Genomic DNA, 18,050 nt, shown 5'->3' with positions numbered 1-18,050 from the left:
GGTAGGATCGGGCTGAAATGGCGGTGCCCGGTCGGCATTTCGTGGGGGGTTGCTGAATGCGTTTGCTGCTTGCCGGATTGATTGCGTCCGCCCTTCCCGCCGCAACTTCGGCGCAGAACAACGCATCGAGCGCGCAGGGTGAGATTAAGGCGCTCCTCGAGCGCGTGCGTGCGCCGATGTATGCGGCCTCCGGCGCGTCGGTCCCCGGGAAGACGGCGACCTATTCGGTCTCGGGATCGGGGTGCTACACCCGCCTCGAGGTAAGCTACCCCTCGCATCAGATCGGCGCGACATCCCATCCGGCACGGACCGATGCCACGGAGTTCGCGTGGAGCAAGGTCCAGTCCACCCGACTTTCCAATGGCGACCAATATGTCGTCGTGGCGGGCCCCGGGTTGCCCGCCAATGGCCGGTTTCTTTATGCCGGCAGCGCGGCCGCCACGCTCAAGGCGGCGATCGACCGGCTGGTTCGCGCCTGTGGCGGGACGACGGGCGCGCAGGCGGTTGTCGCACCCCCCGCCCCGCCATCGCCTCCTGCCCCGCCGACTCTACCCGCGATCAAGATCGAACCCGTCCCTGGCAAGGGCTATGCTGCGGTCGTTGAGACGTTTCCGGTGACACAGCTCACTTCGATCAGTGATCGGATCAGTGCGCTCGCGAAACAGCGCTGCGGGCGTCTCTCGGCACGCATGGGTCGGTACAAATATTTCAACAGCACCGATGCGCAGGGTCGGGCAGCGCTGACGCAGTATCGCCAGAGCTTCACCTGCTACGATCCTGCCACCGATCCCTATGAACGCGCGCCCGCAGATTGGAAGCCGAGCGCGCAGGATCAGGCCGACCTCACCGCCTTTGCCCAGCGCTACATGGCCCTGCTCGACCGCAGCGACTATCTCGCCGGAATGCCGATGATGGAGCCGATCCTGGAGATCGAGAAGGACGAGTGGTTGAGCGTCCCCAATATGCTGAAACAGCATTCGGGCGGGAAAGGCAGCTGGACGCTCCAGACCCTTGGCTGGGCCAACAATCCGGACGGGGCGTCGCATCCCGGTCGCTATGCGTTCGTCAAGGTCACCGGAAGCTATCCCAAGATCGCCGCCTATTGCGGCACGCTGGTGATCTATCGCCAGCGTCCGGGCTCATATCTGGTCACCCAGCAAAATCTGAGCGTGATCCCCGAAAGCTGGATCACCACCGGACGCACAACGCGGGCCGAAGCGGCCAAGTCTTGCGAGCAATAGGCCGGAGCGTCAGTCGGCAGGCGGCTGCTCGTCCTGCATCGCCACGCGCACCCGCTCGCGTCCCCGCGTGAAGAACGCCGCGTCGATCGCCAGGCTCTCCAGCCGCCAGCCATCGACGCTCTCGCCGATCCTGAGCGTCCGCGCGCTCCCGTCCGCCAGTCGCACCAGCGCCACCGCATCGCGATTGAGCCGCCCGGCAACCCCGGTCAGCGCAGGCGCGTCGGGGGGCGGCGCATCTGCCTCGGCGGGCACGAACAGCGGGCGCGTATAGACGGGGCCGATTGCGGGCTGCGGTGGAGGCGCCACCGTCCCGATTTCGGCGCGCTGGTCCGTGCGCGGTGCCGACGGATAGGGATAGAGCGCCGCAACCGGCACAGCGAGTGCCAGGATCGCCACGCCGATCAGGACGCGCGCCTGTGCCCGCTCTATTGCCACGCCGCCACCATCTCGCCCTCGATCCGCACCCCGCCATCGGCAATCGCGGTCGCACGCCAGTCGCGAAAGCGCATCAGCGGCGTATCCCGCTCGATCTGGTCGACCAGGGCAATCACCGCCTTGTCCGGCCCGGACAGGCGCGCACGCACGCCAGCTAACCCCGGCCCGGTCTGCGTCGCGCCCAGCGCCTCGACCAACACGCCCGCTCCTGCTGCCGCGCGCCGCACCTGGTCCGCCATCGCCCGCGTCGCCGCGATGCGCGTCCCGGCCTGCAACGCCGCACCTGGCGCTGCGATCGGCGGCGGGGCATCCACCGGCGCTGCCAGCCGTGCCGTGAGGTCTGTGCGGGCTTGGCGCGCGACCGAAAGGTCGCCGACCGCCGCGACCATCGGCTGCACGAGCAGCAGCCAGCACAGCGCCCCGCCCGCAAGCCCGGCAGCGATGGTCCCGATTCTCATCGCTGCGTCCGCATCACGACGACTACGCGACCATCCGCCGTCCGCCGTTGCCCGGTCTCGCGCATCGCCGCGAACAGCGGGTCGCGACGCAGCGCCGTGCGCAACGGGTCGGGATCGCTGGTGGCGATCTCGATGCGCAGCGTTCCATCCGCCTCGCGCGCCACCGCCGCGAGCCGCGCATCGTCGGGCACCACCCGCGCGATCCGGTCCAACGTCACTGCGACTGTCGGTCGGCGCACCGCGTCGCGAAACTGCAGCGCTGCGCTTCGCTGAGCGCCCTCGGCATCGAAGCGCGCCTGTCCTTGGGCGCGCAACGCCTCCGCATCGCGCTGCGCGTCGGCGCGCAACCATCCGGCTCCGGCGATGGTCAGCAGTGGCCCGAGCGCGATCAGCGCCGTCAGAGCAAACGCAAAGCGAACGTCGATGGCGGGAAGCGACGGTCGCCGCCACGTCACGGCTCCGGTGCGCCGGGCGATCGAGTCGAACAGGCTTTGCCGGGGGGCCGTCATGGCCGGAGCGTTTAGCGAAGCCACCCTGCCCTGCCCAGCTGTCATAAATTTGCCGCCCAGTCGCAACGGCTCCGTCGCGCAGCTTGCATCAACCTGTAAACACCAGCCGCCAGACGCCGCTTGCAACCGTGTTCACCAGGGACTCGGGACAAGGGGACAGCGACATGACCGAACTGACCGCGCACGGCTTTGCCTATACCGATGGCGATGTCGACACGAACAACTCTGTCAACCCCAGCCTCAACGCGATGATCGAACGGCGCTATTCGCGCCGCTCGGCGCTGCGCTCGGGCGCGGCGGCCGCGTCGGCTGCCGTATTCGGCGGCGCGGTTCTCGCAGGCTGCGACAGCGCGAATGCCGATGGCGATTTCTTCCCCGTCATCGTTTCGGTCGGCTCCTCCGACGCGACCAGTTCGGGCCGCGTCGTCACGCTCACCGGCAATGCGACCGACGCGGGGACGATCACCTCGTCCTGGACGCAAACCGCCGGGCCGACGGTCACCCTGACGGGCGCGGGCACGGCGACGGCTTCGTTCATCGCCCCGGCCGTCTCCAGCGCCACCACGCTCACCTTCGAATATCGCGCAACCGACAATGCCGGCCAGGCCTCGGTCGGCACCACCAGCGTCGTGATTTCGCCCGCCACGCTCGGCTTCGCCTCGATCGCCAAGAATCTGAACGACGTCGTGACCGTCCCGGCGGGCTACAGCGTCACCGTGCTCACCCGCCTCGGCGATCCGATCACATCGGGCGCCCCGTCGTACAAGAATGACGGCACCGACACCGATTTCGCCAGCCGCATCGGCGATCACGGCGACGCGCTCGGCTGGTACGGCCTTTCGGCTGCGGGTGCGCGGGAAGACACGAGCTCGACGCGCGGTCTGATCGTCCAGAACCACGAGAATCTGAACGTCCAGTATCTTCACCCCAATGGTCCCACCAGCCCCGGCGGCATCCGCCCAGAGGCGGAGGCGATCAAGGAGATCGAGGCGCATGGCGTATCGGTCACCGAAGTGGTCGAGGGGGCGAACCGTGCCTGGACCTATGTCCAGAACTCGACCTTCAACCGCCGCATCACCCCCAACACGCCCATGATCCTCAACGGCCCGGTGCGCGGCGCCACGATGCTCCGCACCCCATTCTCGACCGACGCGACCGCAGCGCGCGGCACGATCAACAATTGCGCCAACGGCCATAGCGGCTGGGGCACCAACCTGACCTGCGAAGAAAATTGGGCGGGCTATTTCCGCCGCAACGGCGACGACGCGCTGCGCACCCCGCGCGAAGTGACCGGCCTGCGCCGCTACGGCGTCACCAGCAGCACCGGCAGCTATGGCTGGTCGACCGTGTCGGCGTCGGACCCGACCGACACCCGCTTCCGCCGCTGGGACGCGCGCGCAACCGCGGGCGGCACCGCCACCACCGACTGGCGCAACGAGCCCAACCAGTTCGGCTGGGTGGTCGAGATCGACCCGTATGACAAGAGCAAGGCACCGCGGAAGCGCACCGCGCTCGGGCGCCTCGGCCATGAAGGCGCGTGGCTCGGCAATCTCACCTCGGGCAAGAAGGTCGCGGTCTATCTCGGCGACGATTCGCGAGGCGAATATTTCTACAAGTTCGTTTCGAACGCCGCGTGGAACCCGGCAGATGCGCAGGCCGCAGACCGGCTCGCGATCGGCGACAAATATCTCGACGCGGGTACGCTCCACGTCGCCAAGTTCAACGCCGACGGCACCGGCGTATGGGTCCCGCTGGTGTTCGGATCGGTCCCCAACCGCCCGGCGCAGGGCGCGGACGCGGAATATGTCTTCGCCGATCAGGCGGATATCCTCGTCCACCCGCGCCTCGCTGGCGACGCGGTCGGGGCGACCCGGATGGATCGCCCCGAATGGACCGCGACCAACCCGGTCACTGGCGACATCTACCTGACGCTCACCAACAACAACGCCTCGACGCGTCCGCTGAACGGCACGGATGCTGCCAATCCGCGCCACTACAACGACCCCAAGGGCGCGTCGAACCAGTTCGGCAACCCCAATGGCCATATCCTGCGCCTGCGCGAGAATGGCGGCGACCCGGCCGCGACCGGCTTTGTCTGGGACATCTATCTGTTCGGCGCGGACTCGGCGGATGCGAACAGCGACGTGAACATCTCGGGCCTGACCGCATCGAACGACTTCTCCAGCCCGGACGGCCTGTGGTTCTCGCGCCCGACCAACGCGGCCGGTCAGGTCAAACCGCTGCTGTGGATCCAGACCGATGATGGCGCCTTTACCGATCGCACCAACAACCAGATGCTGGCCGCGCTGCCCGGCACGGTGGGCGATGGCGGCACGGTAACGATCACCAATGTCGGATCGGGCGGCGCCACCGCTACGCAGACCACCCGTCGCGGCACGCCGGCGACCGACGCTACGCTCAAGCGTTTCCTGGTCGGCCCGGTCGGCTGCGAAATCACCGGCGTCGATACGACCCCGGACGGTCGCGCGCTGTTCGTCGGTATCCAGCATCCGGGTGAGAACGGCACCGCCGCGGCACCGGAGAGCAACTGGCCGACGACGCAGGCGACCGGCACCGCCCCCGCCGGAACGCGCCCGCGCTCCGCAGTCATCGTCATCACCAAGAATGACGGCGGCGTGGTCGGCCTCTAACCTTGAAACCCCCACTTACGGGGAGGCGAGCCAAGCGCTCGCCTCCCCGTTTTTTTACTGGGCGTCGGTCCGGCTGACGATGTTCGCGGTGCCGTCCTTGGTAATCGAAATCAGATGCGGGTCGCGATTGTCGCACGTCGCGCGCCACGTCGGATCGCCGTTGCGATCGTCGACCCGCTCGCTCGCCGTCACCGACTGGCAGCTAAGGCCCGCATCGCGCACGGCGCGCATGAACACGCCTTCGCGCGCACGCGGGTTGAGCGCGAGGACTTCGGCCTGATAATTGGTCGTGTCCTCGACGACATTCTCTACGGCTTCATTGGCCGTGACGTTGTTGGTCGCCTGTCCGCCACCGCACCCGGCCAACAGGCCGGCAGTCGCCAGCACCAGAATCATCTGTCGCATCTACGCACCTCCATCAACGCCATAACGCGGATCGTCACGCCTTCGATCCAATCATTCTGAGAAACAGCCGCGTCGCCCGCTCCACCCGCTTGCGGATCGTCTCCGCATCCGGCAGCGGCTCCAGCCCGAGCTTGAGCCCCATATCCGACACGCCCTTCCACAGGCCGCACAGATCCTGCGCAGCGAGATAGGGATCGTCGACCTCGACCTGTCCGCGCGCCGCCGCATCGGACAGGACTTCGGCGAGCCGCCCGAAGCACAGAGCCGGCCCTGCCTCGTAGAAACGGCGCGCCAGTTCCGGCACCTGTGCGATCTCGTGCATCAGCACCCGGTCGATTGCGACATGATCCTCGCTGAACATGAAGTTTAGCAGACCCAGGCCATAGGCATTGAGCTGCTCCTCCAGGCTGCGATCTTCGGAAACCGCCTGGTCGAACACCATCGCCATGCGTGCGCTCTGATCGCGCATCACTTCCTCGAACAGCGTCTCCTTGTCGCCGAAGCGGCTATAGACGGTGACCTTCGACACCTCCGCCGCTTGCGCGATGTCCTCGATCGTCGCGGCCTGAAACCCCCGCGTGAAAAAGGCGTGGCGCGCCGCTTCGATGATCGCGGCATATTTGGCCGGATCGCGCGGGCGGCCTGCGCGGCGTGGCGTACAGCCGCTTGCGCAGCCCAGGGCGAACCGCTTGCTCAGCGCTCGTACGCCTTGGGCAAGGCGCCTTCCTTGGGGTCGAAATAGCGCTTGCGCAGCAGGTCCTGTCGCGTTTCGACCGGCTGTTCGACGCCATCGATGAAGACGCGTACCGCCGCCGTGCCGATCTCCAGCGGGTCGCCGTCCCACAGCACGATATCACCGCGCCGCCCGGGCCGCAGCGACCCGAACTCAGCTCCCATGCCCATCGCTTCGGCCGGCTTGGAGCTGATCGTCGCGAACGCCTGTCCCCAGTCGAGCCCCGACGCGCCCGGCACCTTGGTCAGCGCGACGAGGTTGCCGGCATATTGCTTAACCAGCCGCGCCTGGCGCGCCTCGTCGTCGTTGATCATGCCGATGCCGACGGTTACGCCGGCCGCCTGCATCCGTCCGATATTGGACTGGGTGGCGGCGAGCTGTTCGAACGATGCCGGAAGGTCGGCGAGTGCGCTCGCCAGCACCGGCACCTTCGCCGCAGCGATCTGCCGCGCCACCATCCAGCCCTCATTGGCGCCGACCAGCACCAGCTTGAGCGCAGGCACTTCGCGCTTGAGGTCGAGGATCACCAGAATGTCCGACGCGCGTTCAACGTGAACGAGCAACGGAACCTGCCCGGTCACCACCGGCACCAGCGCCTGCGCATCGGCACGGGTCAGCAGCGCGTCCTTACCGCGATCGGCGAACCCGCCGGGCGCACGGGAATAGTCGCGCACCTCGAACAGGATGTTGCGCAGCATCGCGATCGCCGCGGGCCGGCTGCCCCCGGCGCGGCGCGCACCTTCCTCGCCATAGACCATAAACTGGAACGCGCGCGGCTTGGTCACGGCATCCATGTCGGCGCCCAGGTCGATGATCGCGCCCTGCCCGGCAAAGATCGATCCGCGCGCTTCCGGGGCGACGACCGCCCGGGTCACGCCCTCCGCCCGATTGAGCACGATCGCACTGGTCTTTGGATTGACCGCCGGCGCGACGTCGATCGCGGCGTTGAACGGCGAACCGCTCGCGGCGCTGTCGTCGGTCTCGCTGACACCATCGACCTCGACGATACCCATTTTGGTAAATCCCGCGAAGATGCCCGGCGTCACCCAGCGGCCCTCCGCATCGATCACCGGCACGCCTGCCGGAACCGCCACGCCCTGGCCCGCGGCCACCACGCGTCCGTCACGGACAACGACGGTGCCGCCCGCGACCGGCGCCGATCCGTCGCCGATCACCAGCTTGGCATTGGTCACCGCCACGGTCTGGGCGGCGGCGGGAAGTGCGGCGCCGAACGCCGCTGCTGCCATCAGGAGTTTCTTCATTTCACATCTCCCGATCCGGGCTGGCCCAGCTCGAAATCGGACACTGGTCGTAATTTGGGGTTGTTCATGTCGTACAGCAAGGCGCCGTCGATCCACACCTTCTCGGGACGGGTGTAGACGCTGAACGGGTTGCCGTTCCACAGCACCACGTCGGCCATCTTGCCGGGCTTCAGGCTGCCGGTGACGGCATCGATCCCCAGCGCCTTCGCGGGCGTGATCGCCGCCCATTTCCAGGCGATTTCCTCCGGGATCACGAATCCTGCCCGCTTCGCCGCAGCACGCACCTTCGCGATCTCCTGGTTGAGCCGCTGGATGCCGTTGGCGTCGTCCGAATGGATCATTCCGCACGCGCCTTCGCGCTCCAGGATCGCCAGATTTTCCTCGATCGCGTCGTACGACTCCATCTTGAAGCCCCACCAGTCCGCCCACACCGCGGCGCAGGTGCCGCGCTCCTTGAGCAGGTCGGCGATCTTGTAGGCCTCGACCGCGTGGTGGAACGTCCCCACCTTGTACCCGAACTCCTTGGCCATATCGAGGACCACGGCCATCTCGTCGGCGCGATAGCAGTGGTTGTGGATGATGATCTCGCCATCCAGAACGCCGCGCAGCGTGTCCATCGCCATGTCACGCGACGGCGCCTCGCCGCCATTTTCCTCATAGCGGTCCCAGCGCTTCTTATAGTCCTGCGCGCGTGCCCAGGTCTGGCGGTCGACCGCGATGTTGCCCATCCGGGTCGAGGGCATCCTCCCCTTGCTGCCATAGACGCGCTTGGGGTTTTCGCCGCATGCCATCTTGAGGCCATAGGGCGCACCGGGGAACTTCATCCCCTGCATCGTGCGCGCATAGACGTTCTTCAGCGTCACGCTGCGCCCGCCGAACAGATTGGCCGAGCCGGGCAGGATCTGCAGCGTGGTCACGCCGCCATTGGCCAGCGCACGGCTGAACCCCGGATCCTGCGGCCAGACGCTGTGCTCCGCCCACACTTCGGCAGTGACCGGCCCGGTCGCTTCGTTGCCGTCCGAATGCGCCTGGACGCTTGGGGTGGGATAATCGCCGAGGTGGCTATGCACGTCGATCACGCCCGGCGTGACATATTTGCCCGCACCGTCGATGACCGTCGCGCCCTCCGGCGCGGCGATGCTCTGCCCGAGCTCGACGATCTTGCCGTCGCGAAACAGCACCGCGCCGCGTTCGATCCGGCCGCCTTCCCCGTCCAGGATCGTGACGTTGGTCAACAGCGTAGGGACACCCGGATAGGGCTTGTAGGTCGAGGGATAGGGGTTGTGATCATAGCCCTTGCCCTTGCCCGGCCCCTTACGGGCGGGGGCATCGGACGAAGCGCTCTTCGGGCCGCTCCCCGCATTTGCCGTGCACGCCGCCAGGCTCGCCGCCGCCGCAGCCCCGATAAAGATCCGGATCAATTCATGCGTCTCCCTGAAAAGCGCTGCGTGGTGGGGCCGCCGCAGCTTTGCGCCGACGTTAGGGATGAAAAGCGTTGCGTGCAATTTGCCGATTTGCTCCAAGGGGATGAAGTGATCGCGGGGGAATGCGGGAATGACGGCAAAGGGCGCGAGTGTCGCCGCGCGCGACGGCGCGACCGCCTTTGGCGATCCCGCCCAGGTCGATTCCGCGCACAAGGCGATACGAGCCGATCCGACGATCCAGTTCGATCTTCCCTGGTTCGAACTCAAGCGCAACCCGCCCCCCAAATGGCTGACCGAATTGTTCGAATGGCTCTCCAGCTCGATCGAATGGGTCGGCGGCGGCTGGCGTATCCTGATGTGGGTCGCGCTCGCGCTCGTCGTCGTCGCGCTCGTCTTCGCGCTGTTCCCGCCCGCCCGTGCCTGGCTCGCCGCGCGGCTAGCCCGGAAGCGCGACGTGACCGTCGCCGCGCCCGACTGGGCGCCCGAAGCAGCCACAGCCCGCGCCCTGCTCGTGGAGGCCGACCGGCTCGCCGGCGAAGGGAACTATGACGCCGCGGTGCGCCTGCTGCTCCACCGCAGCATCGAGGATATCGAGACCTGGCGCGGCGACCCGCTACGCCCGTCGCTGACCAGCCGCGACATTTCCCGGATCGACCGGCTGCCGACGGTCGCCCGCGCGGTTTTCGGTCGCATCGTCGCTGACGTAGAACGCAGCCTGTTCGCCGGACGACCGCTCGCGCGCGCTGACTGGGAACGCGCGCGCGCCGATTATGCCGACTTCGCGCTGGCACGGTGAGCGCCCGATGAGCGAGAGCACCGCTAACCCGTTTCGTACCCGCACGGTGCTGATCCTGATCGGCGCCGGAGTGATGCTCGCGCTCGGCTTCCTGCTGGTCAATGCCTATGGCGACCGGGTCGACCGTCAGCGCAGCAACATCCCCAGCCCCACGTCGCGCTTCGCCACCGGCTTCTATGGCCTGACCCGCCTGATCGACATGTCCGGGGGAACGGTCTCGCTGTCCGGCGATCCGAGGGGGCGTCCCGAAAACGGCCTCCTCATCCTCACCCCGCATGGCGGCACGACGCGCGCGGAACTGGCCGAGGCGCTCGAGGCAGCGTCGAGCGAGACCGCGCCCGTGCTCATCATTCTCCCTAAATGGGTCGCAATCCCCCAGGCCCGCAGGCCAACGCGCGAGCAACGCATCTCCGATCTGCCGATCCCGCAGATCGAGGATATGCTGGGCGCACTCACCCTCGCCAAGGTCGCCCGGGAAAAGCCGGGCAAGCCAATCGTCGTGACCAGCCTGCCCATCCCCGATTTCCGGCCGACGGATTCGCTCCAGACAGTGTCAGGACCGAAAATCTACCCGCTGATCAAGTCGCCCGGCGGCGCGACCGTGCTCGGCGAAGTCCCGGGGACGAACACCTTCATCCTTGCCGACCCCGACCTGCTCAACAATCGCGGCCTGGTCCATCGCGCCAACGCACGGGCGGCGATTGCCCTGGTCGCCGGCCTTGATCCGAACGCGCCGGGTACGGTGATCTTCGACACCATGCTCCCGTTCGGCGCCGGGGACCGTAACCTGTTGCGCCTGATGTTCGAACCGCCCTTCGCCGGGGTGACATTGGCGCTCGCAATCGCAGCGCTGCTCGCAGGGCTGGCGACGCTGTCGCGCTTTGGCCCGGTCCGGCGCGAACCGAGCGGCATCCCGCTGGGCAAGGCCGCGCTGATCGAGAATATCGTCAGCCTCGCCCGGCGTGCAAAGCGGACGCACGAGGGCGGCGCGGCCTATGCCGATGCCGTTCGCGACTGGGCGGGACGACGGCTCGCGCTACCCAGCACGCTGAAGGGCGACGCGCTCGACGCGCATCTCGACGCGCTGAAAACTACCACACCCTATGCCGAATGGGCGACGCGCGTCCGCACCGCGACCAGCGAGGCGGAACTGCTCCACGCGGCACAGAAACTCGACGATTGGCGAAAGGAAGTTAAGGCATGACACTCGACGACGTCCGCAACCTCGGTGCGGCGATCGATGCGCAGGTGGCGAAGGCCGTCGTCGGTCAGGGCGCCGCGACCCGGCTGCTCACCATCGCGCTTCTCTCGGGCGGCCATGTCCTGCTCGAAGGCGCACCCGGCACCGCCAAGACCCTGCTCGCGCAGAGCTTCGCTCGCACCTTGGGACTCGATTTCGGCCGCATCCAGTTCACGCCAGACCTGATGCCCGGCGACATCGTCGGCGCCAGCCTGTTCAACTTCCAGAGTTCCAGCTTCGAACTTCGGCGCGGGCCGGTCTTTACCGAATTGCTGCTGGCAGACGAAATCAACCGCACTCCGCCGAAGACTCAGGCTGCGCTGCTCGAGGCGATGCAGGAGCGCGCGGTGACGATCGACGGCTCGACCGAGAAACTCTCGGACCGCTTCACCGTCGTCGCGACGCAGAACCCGATCGAGCAGCAGGGCGTCTATCCGCTGCCCGAGGCGCAGCTCGACCGCTTCCTGTTCAAGCTCGCGATCGAATATCCCGATGCCGTGGCCGAACGCGCCATCGTCGCGCAATATGGTAGCCGCACAGGCTCTCCCCGGCCCGAGGACAGCGGCGTCGAGCAGGTCGCGAGCCCCGACGCGCTCAAGGCGGCAAGCGACACCGTGCTGGAGGTGCGGCTGGCGGACGAGATCGTCGCCTATATCGTCGACCTGATCCGCGCCACGCGTGACCATCCCGATCTGTCGCATGGCGCGTCTCCCCGCGCCGCCTCCGCGCTCGCCGCAGCCTCTCGCGCTGCTGCCGCGCTGGAGGGGCGCGACTATGTCATCCCCGATGACGTCAAGCTGCTCGCTCAACCTCTGCTGCGCCACCGCGTCATGCTCTCCCCCGCGGCCGAGATCGACGGTCGCCGCGCCGACGATATCGTCACGCAGATCATCGATCGGGTCGAGGCGCCGCGTTGATCGTCCCGACCCAGCGTGCGGTCGCGCTCGCGCTGGCGGCGGCGCCGCTGGCGCTGCTGCTCGGCGGGCTGCGGCCCGAAGGCTGGCTGCTTGGCGTGGCCTGGGCGCTGGGGATCGCGATCCTCGTCCTGCTCGACGGGCTGCTCGCCCGACGGATCGTCCGCTCCGACCTAGCGCTGGCAGTGCCCGCCACCGCCGAGGTCGGCGACCGCGTGACGCTGACCGGCGCGACGCCCGGCCTTGCCTATGCGGCCGATGTCACCCCGCCGCTCGACCCCGCCGACACGTCGCTCGCCTTTACCGCCGCCCGACGCGGTACGGCGCGGGTCGTTCGCCTGTGGGCGCGCGTCGCCGGGCCGCTCGGCCTCGCCTGGCGCCAGCGCAGCGTTGCGCAGGATGGCGAAATCCGCGTCCTGCCCGATCTGCGCCCCGTGCGCGAACAGGGGATGCGGCAATTCCTGCGCAGCCGCCAGTTCGGCGCGCGCATCCGCCCCGAAAGCGGCGACGGCACCGAATTCCAGTCGCTCACCGACTTCCAGCCCGGCATGGAACGCCGCGCGATCGACTGGAAATCCTCCGCGCGCCACCTCTCGCTGCTCGCCCGCGAATACCGGACCGAGCGTGACAACAGCATCGTCTTCGCGGTCGATTGCGGACGCGCGATGAGCGATCCGGTCGACGGCCTGCCGCGCATCGACCGCGCCGTCTCCGCCGCCCTGCTCGCCGCGTTCGTCGCGCTCAAGTCCGGCGACAACGTCCGCCTGTTCGGCTTTGCCGGGCGTCCCGTCGCGGATTCCGGCAGCGTCAACGGCGCGCGCGGCTTTGCCACGCTTCACCGCACCGCCGCCGAGCTCGATTACGGCAGCCAGGAGAGCAATTATACCCTCTCGCTCGTCAGCCTCGACCAGCGGCTGCAACGGCGCAGCCTCGTTATCCTGTTCACCGAATTCACCGATCCGACCAGCGCCGAACTGATGCTCGCCGCCGCCGCGCGGATGCACAAGCGCCATCGCCTGCTGTTCGTCCTGTTCCACGATGTCGAGCTGGACCGCGTGGTCGAATCGCGCCCGCAAAGCGCCGACGACATCGTCCGCGCCAATGTCGCCCACGCCCTGTTGCGCGAGCGGCGGATCGTCATCGAACGCCTCAAGCGACTCGGCATCGACGCGCTCGAGGCGAACCCCGACGATCTCGCGCTCGCCCTTGCCGAACGCTATGTCCGGGACCGCGAACGCCCATGACCGCCTCCACCCCCGCCTTCGGCGTCAGCCAGTTCCGCAGCGAGCGCGAGAGCGATTGGAAACGGCTCGAAACGCTGCTCGACCTGGTCGAGAAGAAGTCGGCCCGCCGCCTGACCAATGAGGATCTGGTCGAACTCCCGCGCCTCTATCGCTCGACGCTCTCGGCGCTCTCGATCGCGCGCGACACGTCGCTCGACGGATCAATGATCACCTATCTCGAGAGCCTGTCGACCCGCGCCTATTTCATCCTCTATGGCTGCCGCGACTCCTTCTGGCGGCAGATCGGCAGCTTCTTCGCACAGGGCTGGCCGGCGGCAATACGCGGGATCTGGGGCGAGACGCTGCTGATCGCCGCCCTGTTCCTCGGCAGCGGGCTTGCCGGCTATCTGCTCGTCCTGTCCGATCCCGCCTGGTTCGGGGCGATCGTCCCGTCCGAACTCGCCAACGGCCGCGACATGAACGCCAGCGCCGAAACGCTGCGCCAGTCGATCTACGGCGCGCCCGAACGCGGCGGGCTCGAAGTCTTCGCGACGATGCTGTTCACCCATAACAGCCAGATTTCGATCATGGCTTTCGCGCTCGGCTTCGCGTTCGGCATCCCCACCTTCCTGCTTATCGCCAGCAACGGCATCCTGCTCGGTGCCTTCTATGCCGCGTTCATTCCCAAGGGGCTGGGCTTCGGCTTCACCGGGTGGCTGCTGATCCACGGTTCGACCGAGCTCTTCGCGATCGTCCTCGCCGGGGCCGCCGGGCTGCATATCGGACGCGCGGTCGCCTTTCCCGGCGCGCGCAGCCGCCTCACCGCAGCGGGGGAAGCCGGTCGACGCGGGGCGTTGGTGATGATCGGGGTCGTCATCATGCTGCTCGCTGCTGGACTGCTCGAAGGATTTGCGCGGCAGCTCATCACCGACGACACCGCCCGCTTCGCGATCGCGGCGTCGATGTTTGCGCTGTGGGTGTGCTATTTCACCCTCATCGGACGGCGTCGCAATGGTTGATCGGCCATCCCGGCGAGAGCGCGAACTGGTGACGCCCGAGGGCGCGGTGCTGCGCCTGCGGTTGGGCAGCGCGGCGGCGCGTGCAGGCGCCTTCACCATCGACGCCGCGATCATGCTCGCCACGCTGATCGCGCTCACCTTCCTTGCCATCTGGCTGCTCACCAGCTCGCTTACCAACAGCGCCGGCGCGATGATCTGGCTGCTCGGCTTCTTCCTGCTGCGCAACTTCTATTTCACCCTGTTCGAAAGCGGCACGCGCGCCGCGACGCTTGGCAAGCGAATCCTCAAGCTGCGCGTCGTGGCGCGCGATGGCGGGCGGCTCACCGGCGGCGCGATCCTCGCGCGCAATCTGATGCGCGAGGTGGAGGTGTTCCTGCCCCTGATGTTCCTGATCAGCGCGCGGTTCGAGGGGTTCAGCAACCGCTGGCTGACGCTGTTCGGCTTCGGCTGGACCGCGATCTTCATGCTCATGCCGCTGTTCAACCGCGATCGCCTGCGCGCGGGCGACCTGCTCGCCGGAACCTGGGTCGTCGAGAACGAGCGCCCCGTTATCGCGCCGGACCTGCTGGCCGACACCGCGCCTGAGCAGCTCGATCGCTACGCCTTCACGCCCGACGAGCTCGCCGCCTATGGCCAGTTCGAAATCCAGCGGCTCGCCGATGCGCTTCACCGCGACGATCCGGATACGATCACCACCATCGCGGGCGTCATCCGACGCAAGATCGGGCGCCATGACGGGGGCGGCAATCGCGCGGAGGATCGCGCGTATCTTGAAGCCTATTACGCCGCCGCGCGCCTACATCTCGAACGCCGGTTGCTGTTCGGCAAGCGCAAGCGCGACAAGTTCGACTCCGCGGATTAAGAGGCGATCCATGACTGAACCCACCCGCGACGTGCCCGGCGTCATTGCCCCGCCTCCATTGATCTTCCTCGGCTTCCTGCTCGCGGGCCTCGCGCTCGAGTTCCTGGTGGTGCGGACGCAGGGCCTCGACATGCCGAACACGCTACGCTGGACGGTGGTGGCGTTGTTCCTGCTGACGGGAATCGGCAGCATCGTCGCCGCGCTGGGGCGGTTTCGCGCCGCCGGAACCCCCGCTCCGCCCTGGCAGCCCGCCACAGCCTTCGTCGCACAGGGCATCTACCGGTTCAGCCGCAACCCGATGTATCTCGGCATGTTGCTCGTCTATCTCGGCCTTGCTGTTGCGGCGAATGCGCCGGTGGTGCTGTGGCTGCTGCTCCCGCTGGTCCTGACGATCCACTACGGCGTCATCGTGCGCGAGGAGCGCTACATGGCCGAAAAGTTCGGCGTGCCGTACATCAACTATCTGCACAGCGTCCCGCGCTGGCTTTGAGCGCGTCCGCTGTGGCCGACGTCCCGCCCCGACCCCATCGCGCCCGTGATCCGGGAAAGCGTCTGTTCCAGTATCTGAACGACTGGGGCGGGGTGAACTGGGTCGACTGCCCCCGCTGCGGAGGGCCAGCGCGCGATACGGGTTCTCGTGTCACCTGCATCAAATGCAGCTATGCCTATGGTGCGAAGGAGCAGCGCGTCCGCAAAGGCCAGATGCTCACGCTCGCCAAAGGCTCGCCCGTCTGCGCCAAGTGCAAGGGGCCGATCCCCGACCACGGGCGGGCGCTCCGACCGAACGGCGCCGACGCGCCACCGATGGCCCAAGTCAAATGTCCGACCTGCGGCTATCGTGGAGCCTATCCCGGTTATGCCGGGCGCTCGACGTTGGGATGGAGCCGTTCGGGCCTCCCGTTCCGTCGCGGTCCCTATCTCCGCCGTTCGATCGGCAACTACACGCTATGGGTCTATAACCTCGATCATCTCGACGCGCTGGAAACATGGCTGGGTGCCGATCTGCGGGAGCGACCGGCCAGACGCGCACTGACGATGATGGCGCGGCTTCCGCGGTGGATGAAGGCCGCATCGGCCCGGCCCAAGGTGCTGAAGGCGCTTGCCGAGATGCGCGAGGAAGCCGCGCAGGTCGGTATCACGCGCGATTGAGGTTCAGCCCTCGCGCTTCCCGAAGAAATGCTCCACGATATGCTCGGCGATCCGTGCCGGGCGCAGCGTTTCGGCATCGATGCAGCACCAGCTCGATTTCACCTCGGCCAGCACCTCGTCGCCGCGCCGGATGATCGTTTCGTAGAATGCCCGAACGCCCTGCACCTTTTCCAGCAGCACCGTCGCGACGACCTCGTCGTTCAGGAACGCCGGCTTGCGATAGGTGATCTCGTGCTTGAGCGCGACCCACAGATGGTTCGCGACCTCTTCGGCCGGCGCCAGCTTCTGCCAGTGGCTCAGCACCGCTTCCTGCACCCATTTGAGATAGCTGGCGTTGTTGACGTGCCCCATGAAATCGATGTCTGCAGGATCTACGGGGATCGGCACGTCGAACGGAGTGGCTGCACGGGTCATGACCTCACCTTAACGTAAAGTGCGCGCCAATGCGAGCGCCCAATCATCGCACCGCCGCTCGATCGATGCCATTGATTGCCGTTTCGAATTCACGGTATGGCATGCGGCAACGACAAGCAGGAGGATGCCATGACCAACCCGATCCCCGCCCAGGGGAAGCAGATGTTCTCGACCGTAACCGAGGATGGCGGTCTCGAGCTCGCACTGCGCGATGTCCCCGTGCCCGCTCCGAATGGCGACGAGGTTCTGATCCGGGTCGAAGCTACGCCGATCAACCCGTCCGACCTCGCGGTGATGTTGAGTGTCGCCGATTCGAACGCGTTTACCGCGCTCGGCTATGGCGCACGCGCGGAGATTCCCGAGGGGCTGCGTCGTCATGTCGCGGTGCGCGCGGGCAAGCCACTGCCGATCGGCAATGAGGGCGCCGGTACCGTGGTTGCCGCCGGGGACGATCCCGCCGCACAGGCGCTGATCGGCAAGACCGTCGCAGCGGCGGGCGGCGGCTTCTACACCCAGTATCGCCTGCTGCGCGCACGCGATTGCCTGGTCCTGCCCGATGGCATCACGCCAGAGGAAGCCGCTTCGTCCTTCGTCAACCCGATGACCGCGCTCGGCATGGTCGGGACGATGCGGCGCGAGGGCTATCGGGGCCTCGTCCACACCGCCGCCGCGTCGAACCTCGGCCAGATGCTGGTCAAGCTGACGCTGTCGGAAGGCGTGCCGCTGGTCAACATCGTGCGCAGCCAGGCCCAAGCGCTGCTGCTCCGCGATCTCGGCGCCACCCATGTCGTCGACAGCAGCGCGCCGGACTTCATGGCGCATCTGACCGACGCCATCGCCGAAACGCAGGCGTTTCTCGCCTTCGACGCGATCGGCGGCGGCAAGCTGGCGGGTCAGATCCTCACCGCAATGGAGGCCGCCGCGGTCCGCACCAATCCGGCCAACGGCCCCTATGGTTCATCGACGATGAAGCAGGTCTATATTTATGGCGGGCTCAGCACCGCGCCGACCGAGATCAGCCGCGGCTTCGGGATGAAATGGGGCGTCGGCGGCTGGCTGCTTACGCCGTACCTGACGGAAGCCGGGATGGAGGAAGCGATGCGGATGCGCGCCAAGGTCGCGGCTGAAATCCGCACGACCTTCGCCAGCAGCTACAGCAACCGCATCAGCCTGGAAGACGCGGTCCAGCCGGACACGATCGCCGCCTACAATCGTCGTGCGACGGGCGAGAAATATCTGATCCTGCCGCAACTTTGAGCGCGCATACGGAAACACTGCGTTCGCACATCGCCATTTGAACAAGTCGGGGGCGTCG

Annotated in this window: 19 protein-coding genes; 11 read left to right on the top strand and 8 right to left on the bottom strand. The window is 67.3% G+C overall.

Going from position 1 to position 18,050, the window contains the following annotated elements; genetic code table 11:
• Positions 1 to 56: 56 nt before the first annotated feature.
• A complete protein-coding gene (locus ABS767_RS16895) occupies positions 57 to 1,241 on the top strand; it encodes a hypothetical protein (protein WP_408080492.1) in 1,185 nt (394 codons plus the stop codon).
• A 9-nt stretch (positions 1,242 to 1,250) separates the two neighbouring features.
• Here the strand turns inward: ABS767_RS16895 and ABS767_RS16890 are convergent, their stop codons facing one another.
• Genes ABS767_RS16890 through ABS767_RS16880 form a run of 3 tightly spaced genes read right to left on the bottom strand, consistent with a single transcriptional unit; the run spans position 1,251 to position 2,643 of the window.
• On the bottom strand, positions 1,251 to 1,676 hold the full coding sequence (locus ABS767_RS16890; protein ID WP_408080490.1) for a hypothetical protein: 426 nt from the start codon (positions 1,674 to 1,676) through the stop codon (positions 1,251 to 1,253).
• Entirely contained in the window at positions 1,667 to 2,134 is a 468-nt protein-coding gene (locus ABS767_RS16885) for a hypothetical protein (protein WP_408080488.1), read from the bottom strand. The genes ABS767_RS16890 and ABS767_RS16885 overlap by 10 nt, the downstream gene beginning before the upstream one ends.
• Entirely contained in the window at positions 2,131 to 2,643 is a 513-nt protein-coding gene (locus ABS767_RS16880) for a hypothetical protein (RefSeq protein WP_408080486.1), read from the bottom strand. Before ABS767_RS16880 ends, ABS767_RS16885 begins: the two co-directional genes overlap by 4 nt.
• Positions 2,644 to 2,807: 164 nt before the next feature.
• On the opposite strand from ABS767_RS16880, the gene ABS767_RS16875 reads away from it, so the two are divergent.
• Positions 2,808 to 5,294 (top strand): PhoX family protein, encoded by a 2,487-nt coding sequence (locus ABS767_RS16875; RefSeq protein ID WP_408080484.1) that lies wholly within the window; start codon positions 2,808 to 2,810, stop codon positions 5,292 to 5,294.
• Between the two features lie 54 nt (positions 5,295 to 5,348).
• Here the strand turns inward: ABS767_RS16875 and ABS767_RS16870 are convergent, their stop codons facing one another.
• The 4 genes from ABS767_RS16870 to ABS767_RS16855 all read right to left on the bottom strand — a co-directional run bounded on the left by ABS767_RS16870 (position 5,349) and on the right by ABS767_RS16855 (position 9,115).
• Positions 5,349 to 5,699, bottom strand: a complete 351-nt coding sequence (locus ABS767_RS16870; RefSeq protein ID WP_408080482.1) for a hypothetical protein — start codon at positions 5,697 to 5,699, stop codon at positions 5,349 to 5,351.
• Positions 5,700 to 5,733: 34 nt separating this feature from the next.
• Positions 5,734 to 6,306, bottom strand: coding sequence for a TetR/AcrR family transcriptional regulator (locus ABS767_RS16865; RefSeq protein ID WP_408080757.1), 573 nt, complete (start codon positions 6,304 to 6,306; stop codon positions 5,734 to 5,736).
• 86 nt (positions 6,307 to 6,392) lie between these two features.
• Positions 6,393 to 7,694 carry an amidohydrolase family protein gene (locus ABS767_RS16860; RefSeq protein WP_408080480.1) on the bottom strand — a complete coding sequence of 434 codons (1,302 nt, stop codon included), beginning with the start codon at positions 7,692 to 7,694 and terminating at the stop codon, positions 6,393 to 6,395.
• The gene (locus tag ABS767_RS16855; protein ID WP_408080478.1) at positions 7,691 to 9,115 is read right to left on the bottom strand and encodes an amidohydrolase; all 1,425 of its coding nucleotides are present in this window, start codon (positions 9,113 to 9,115) and stop codon (positions 7,691 to 7,693) included. Before ABS767_RS16855 ends, ABS767_RS16860 begins: the two co-directional genes overlap by 4 nt.
• Positions 9,116 to 9,248: 133 nt before the next feature.
• Between ABS767_RS16855 and ABS767_RS16850 the strand changes: the two genes are divergently transcribed.
• Genes ABS767_RS16850 through ABS767_RS16815 form a run of 8 tightly spaced genes read left to right on the top strand, consistent with a single transcriptional unit; the run spans position 9,249 to position 16,321 of the window.
• Positions 9,249 to 9,914: a hypothetical protein gene (locus ABS767_RS16850; RefSeq protein WP_408080476.1), complete on the top strand. Its 666-nt coding sequence runs from the start codon at positions 9,249 to 9,251 to the stop codon at positions 9,912 to 9,914.
• A 7-nt stretch (positions 9,915 to 9,921) separates the two neighbouring features.
• The gene (locus ABS767_RS16845; RefSeq protein ID WP_408080474.1) at positions 9,922 to 11,118 is read left to right on the top strand and encodes a hypothetical protein; all 1,197 of its coding nucleotides are present in this window, start codon (positions 9,922 to 9,924) and stop codon (positions 11,116 to 11,118) included.
• Complete coding sequence (locus ABS767_RS16840) at positions 11,115 to 12,071, top strand: AAA family ATPase (protein ID WP_408080472.1); 957 nt, start codon at positions 11,115 to 11,117, stop codon at positions 12,069 to 12,071. The genes ABS767_RS16845 and ABS767_RS16840 overlap by 4 nt, the downstream gene beginning before the upstream one ends.
• On the top strand, positions 12,068 to 13,312 hold the full coding sequence (locus tag ABS767_RS16835; RefSeq protein ID WP_408080470.1) for a DUF58 domain-containing protein: 1,245 nt from the start codon (positions 12,068 to 12,070) through the stop codon (positions 13,310 to 13,312). Before ABS767_RS16840 ends, ABS767_RS16835 begins: the two co-directional genes overlap by 4 nt.
• The gene (locus tag ABS767_RS16830; protein WP_408080468.1) at positions 13,309 to 14,310 is read left to right on the top strand and encodes a stage II sporulation protein M; all 1,002 of its coding nucleotides are present in this window, start codon (positions 13,309 to 13,311) and stop codon (positions 14,308 to 14,310) included. Before ABS767_RS16835 ends, ABS767_RS16830 begins: the two co-directional genes overlap by 4 nt.
• Positions 14,303 to 15,172 (top strand): RDD family protein, encoded by an 870-nt coding sequence (locus ABS767_RS16825; RefSeq protein ID WP_408080466.1) that lies wholly within the window; start codon positions 14,303 to 14,305, stop codon positions 15,170 to 15,172. Before ABS767_RS16830 ends, ABS767_RS16825 begins: the two co-directional genes overlap by 8 nt.
• A gap of 10 nt (positions 15,173 to 15,182) precedes the next feature.
• The gene (locus tag ABS767_RS16820) at positions 15,183 to 15,662 is read left to right on the top strand and encodes a methyltransferase family protein (RefSeq protein ID WP_408080464.1); all 480 of its coding nucleotides are present in this window, start codon (positions 15,183 to 15,185) and stop codon (positions 15,660 to 15,662) included.
• 11 nt (positions 15,663 to 15,673) lie between these two features.
• Positions 15,674 to 16,321: a hypothetical protein gene (locus ABS767_RS16815; RefSeq protein WP_408080462.1), complete on the top strand. Its 648-nt coding sequence runs from the start codon at positions 15,674 to 15,676 to the stop codon at positions 16,319 to 16,321.
• A gap of 3 nt (positions 16,322 to 16,324) precedes the next feature.
• Here the strand turns inward: ABS767_RS16815 and ABS767_RS16810 are convergent, their stop codons facing one another.
• Complete coding sequence (locus ABS767_RS16810; RefSeq protein ID WP_408080460.1) at positions 16,325 to 16,735, bottom strand: acyl-CoA thioesterase; 411 nt, start codon at positions 16,733 to 16,735, stop codon at positions 16,325 to 16,327.
• Between the two features lie 129 nt (positions 16,736 to 16,864).
• Between ABS767_RS16810 and ABS767_RS16805 the strand changes: the two genes are divergently transcribed.
• Entirely contained in the window at positions 16,865 to 17,992 is a 1,128-nt protein-coding gene (locus ABS767_RS16805; RefSeq protein WP_408080458.1) for a zinc-binding dehydrogenase, read from the top strand.
• Positions 17,993 to 18,050 lie beyond the last annotated feature (58 nt).

Origin of the sequence: Sphingomonas plantiphila, from assembly GCF_046000505.1 — a bacterium.
Taxonomy (GTDB): Bacteria; Pseudomonadota; Alphaproteobacteria; order Sphingomonadales; family Sphingomonadaceae; genus Sphingomonas; species Sphingomonas plantiphila.
This window is presented reverse-complemented; position numbering and strand designations above follow the sequence as displayed.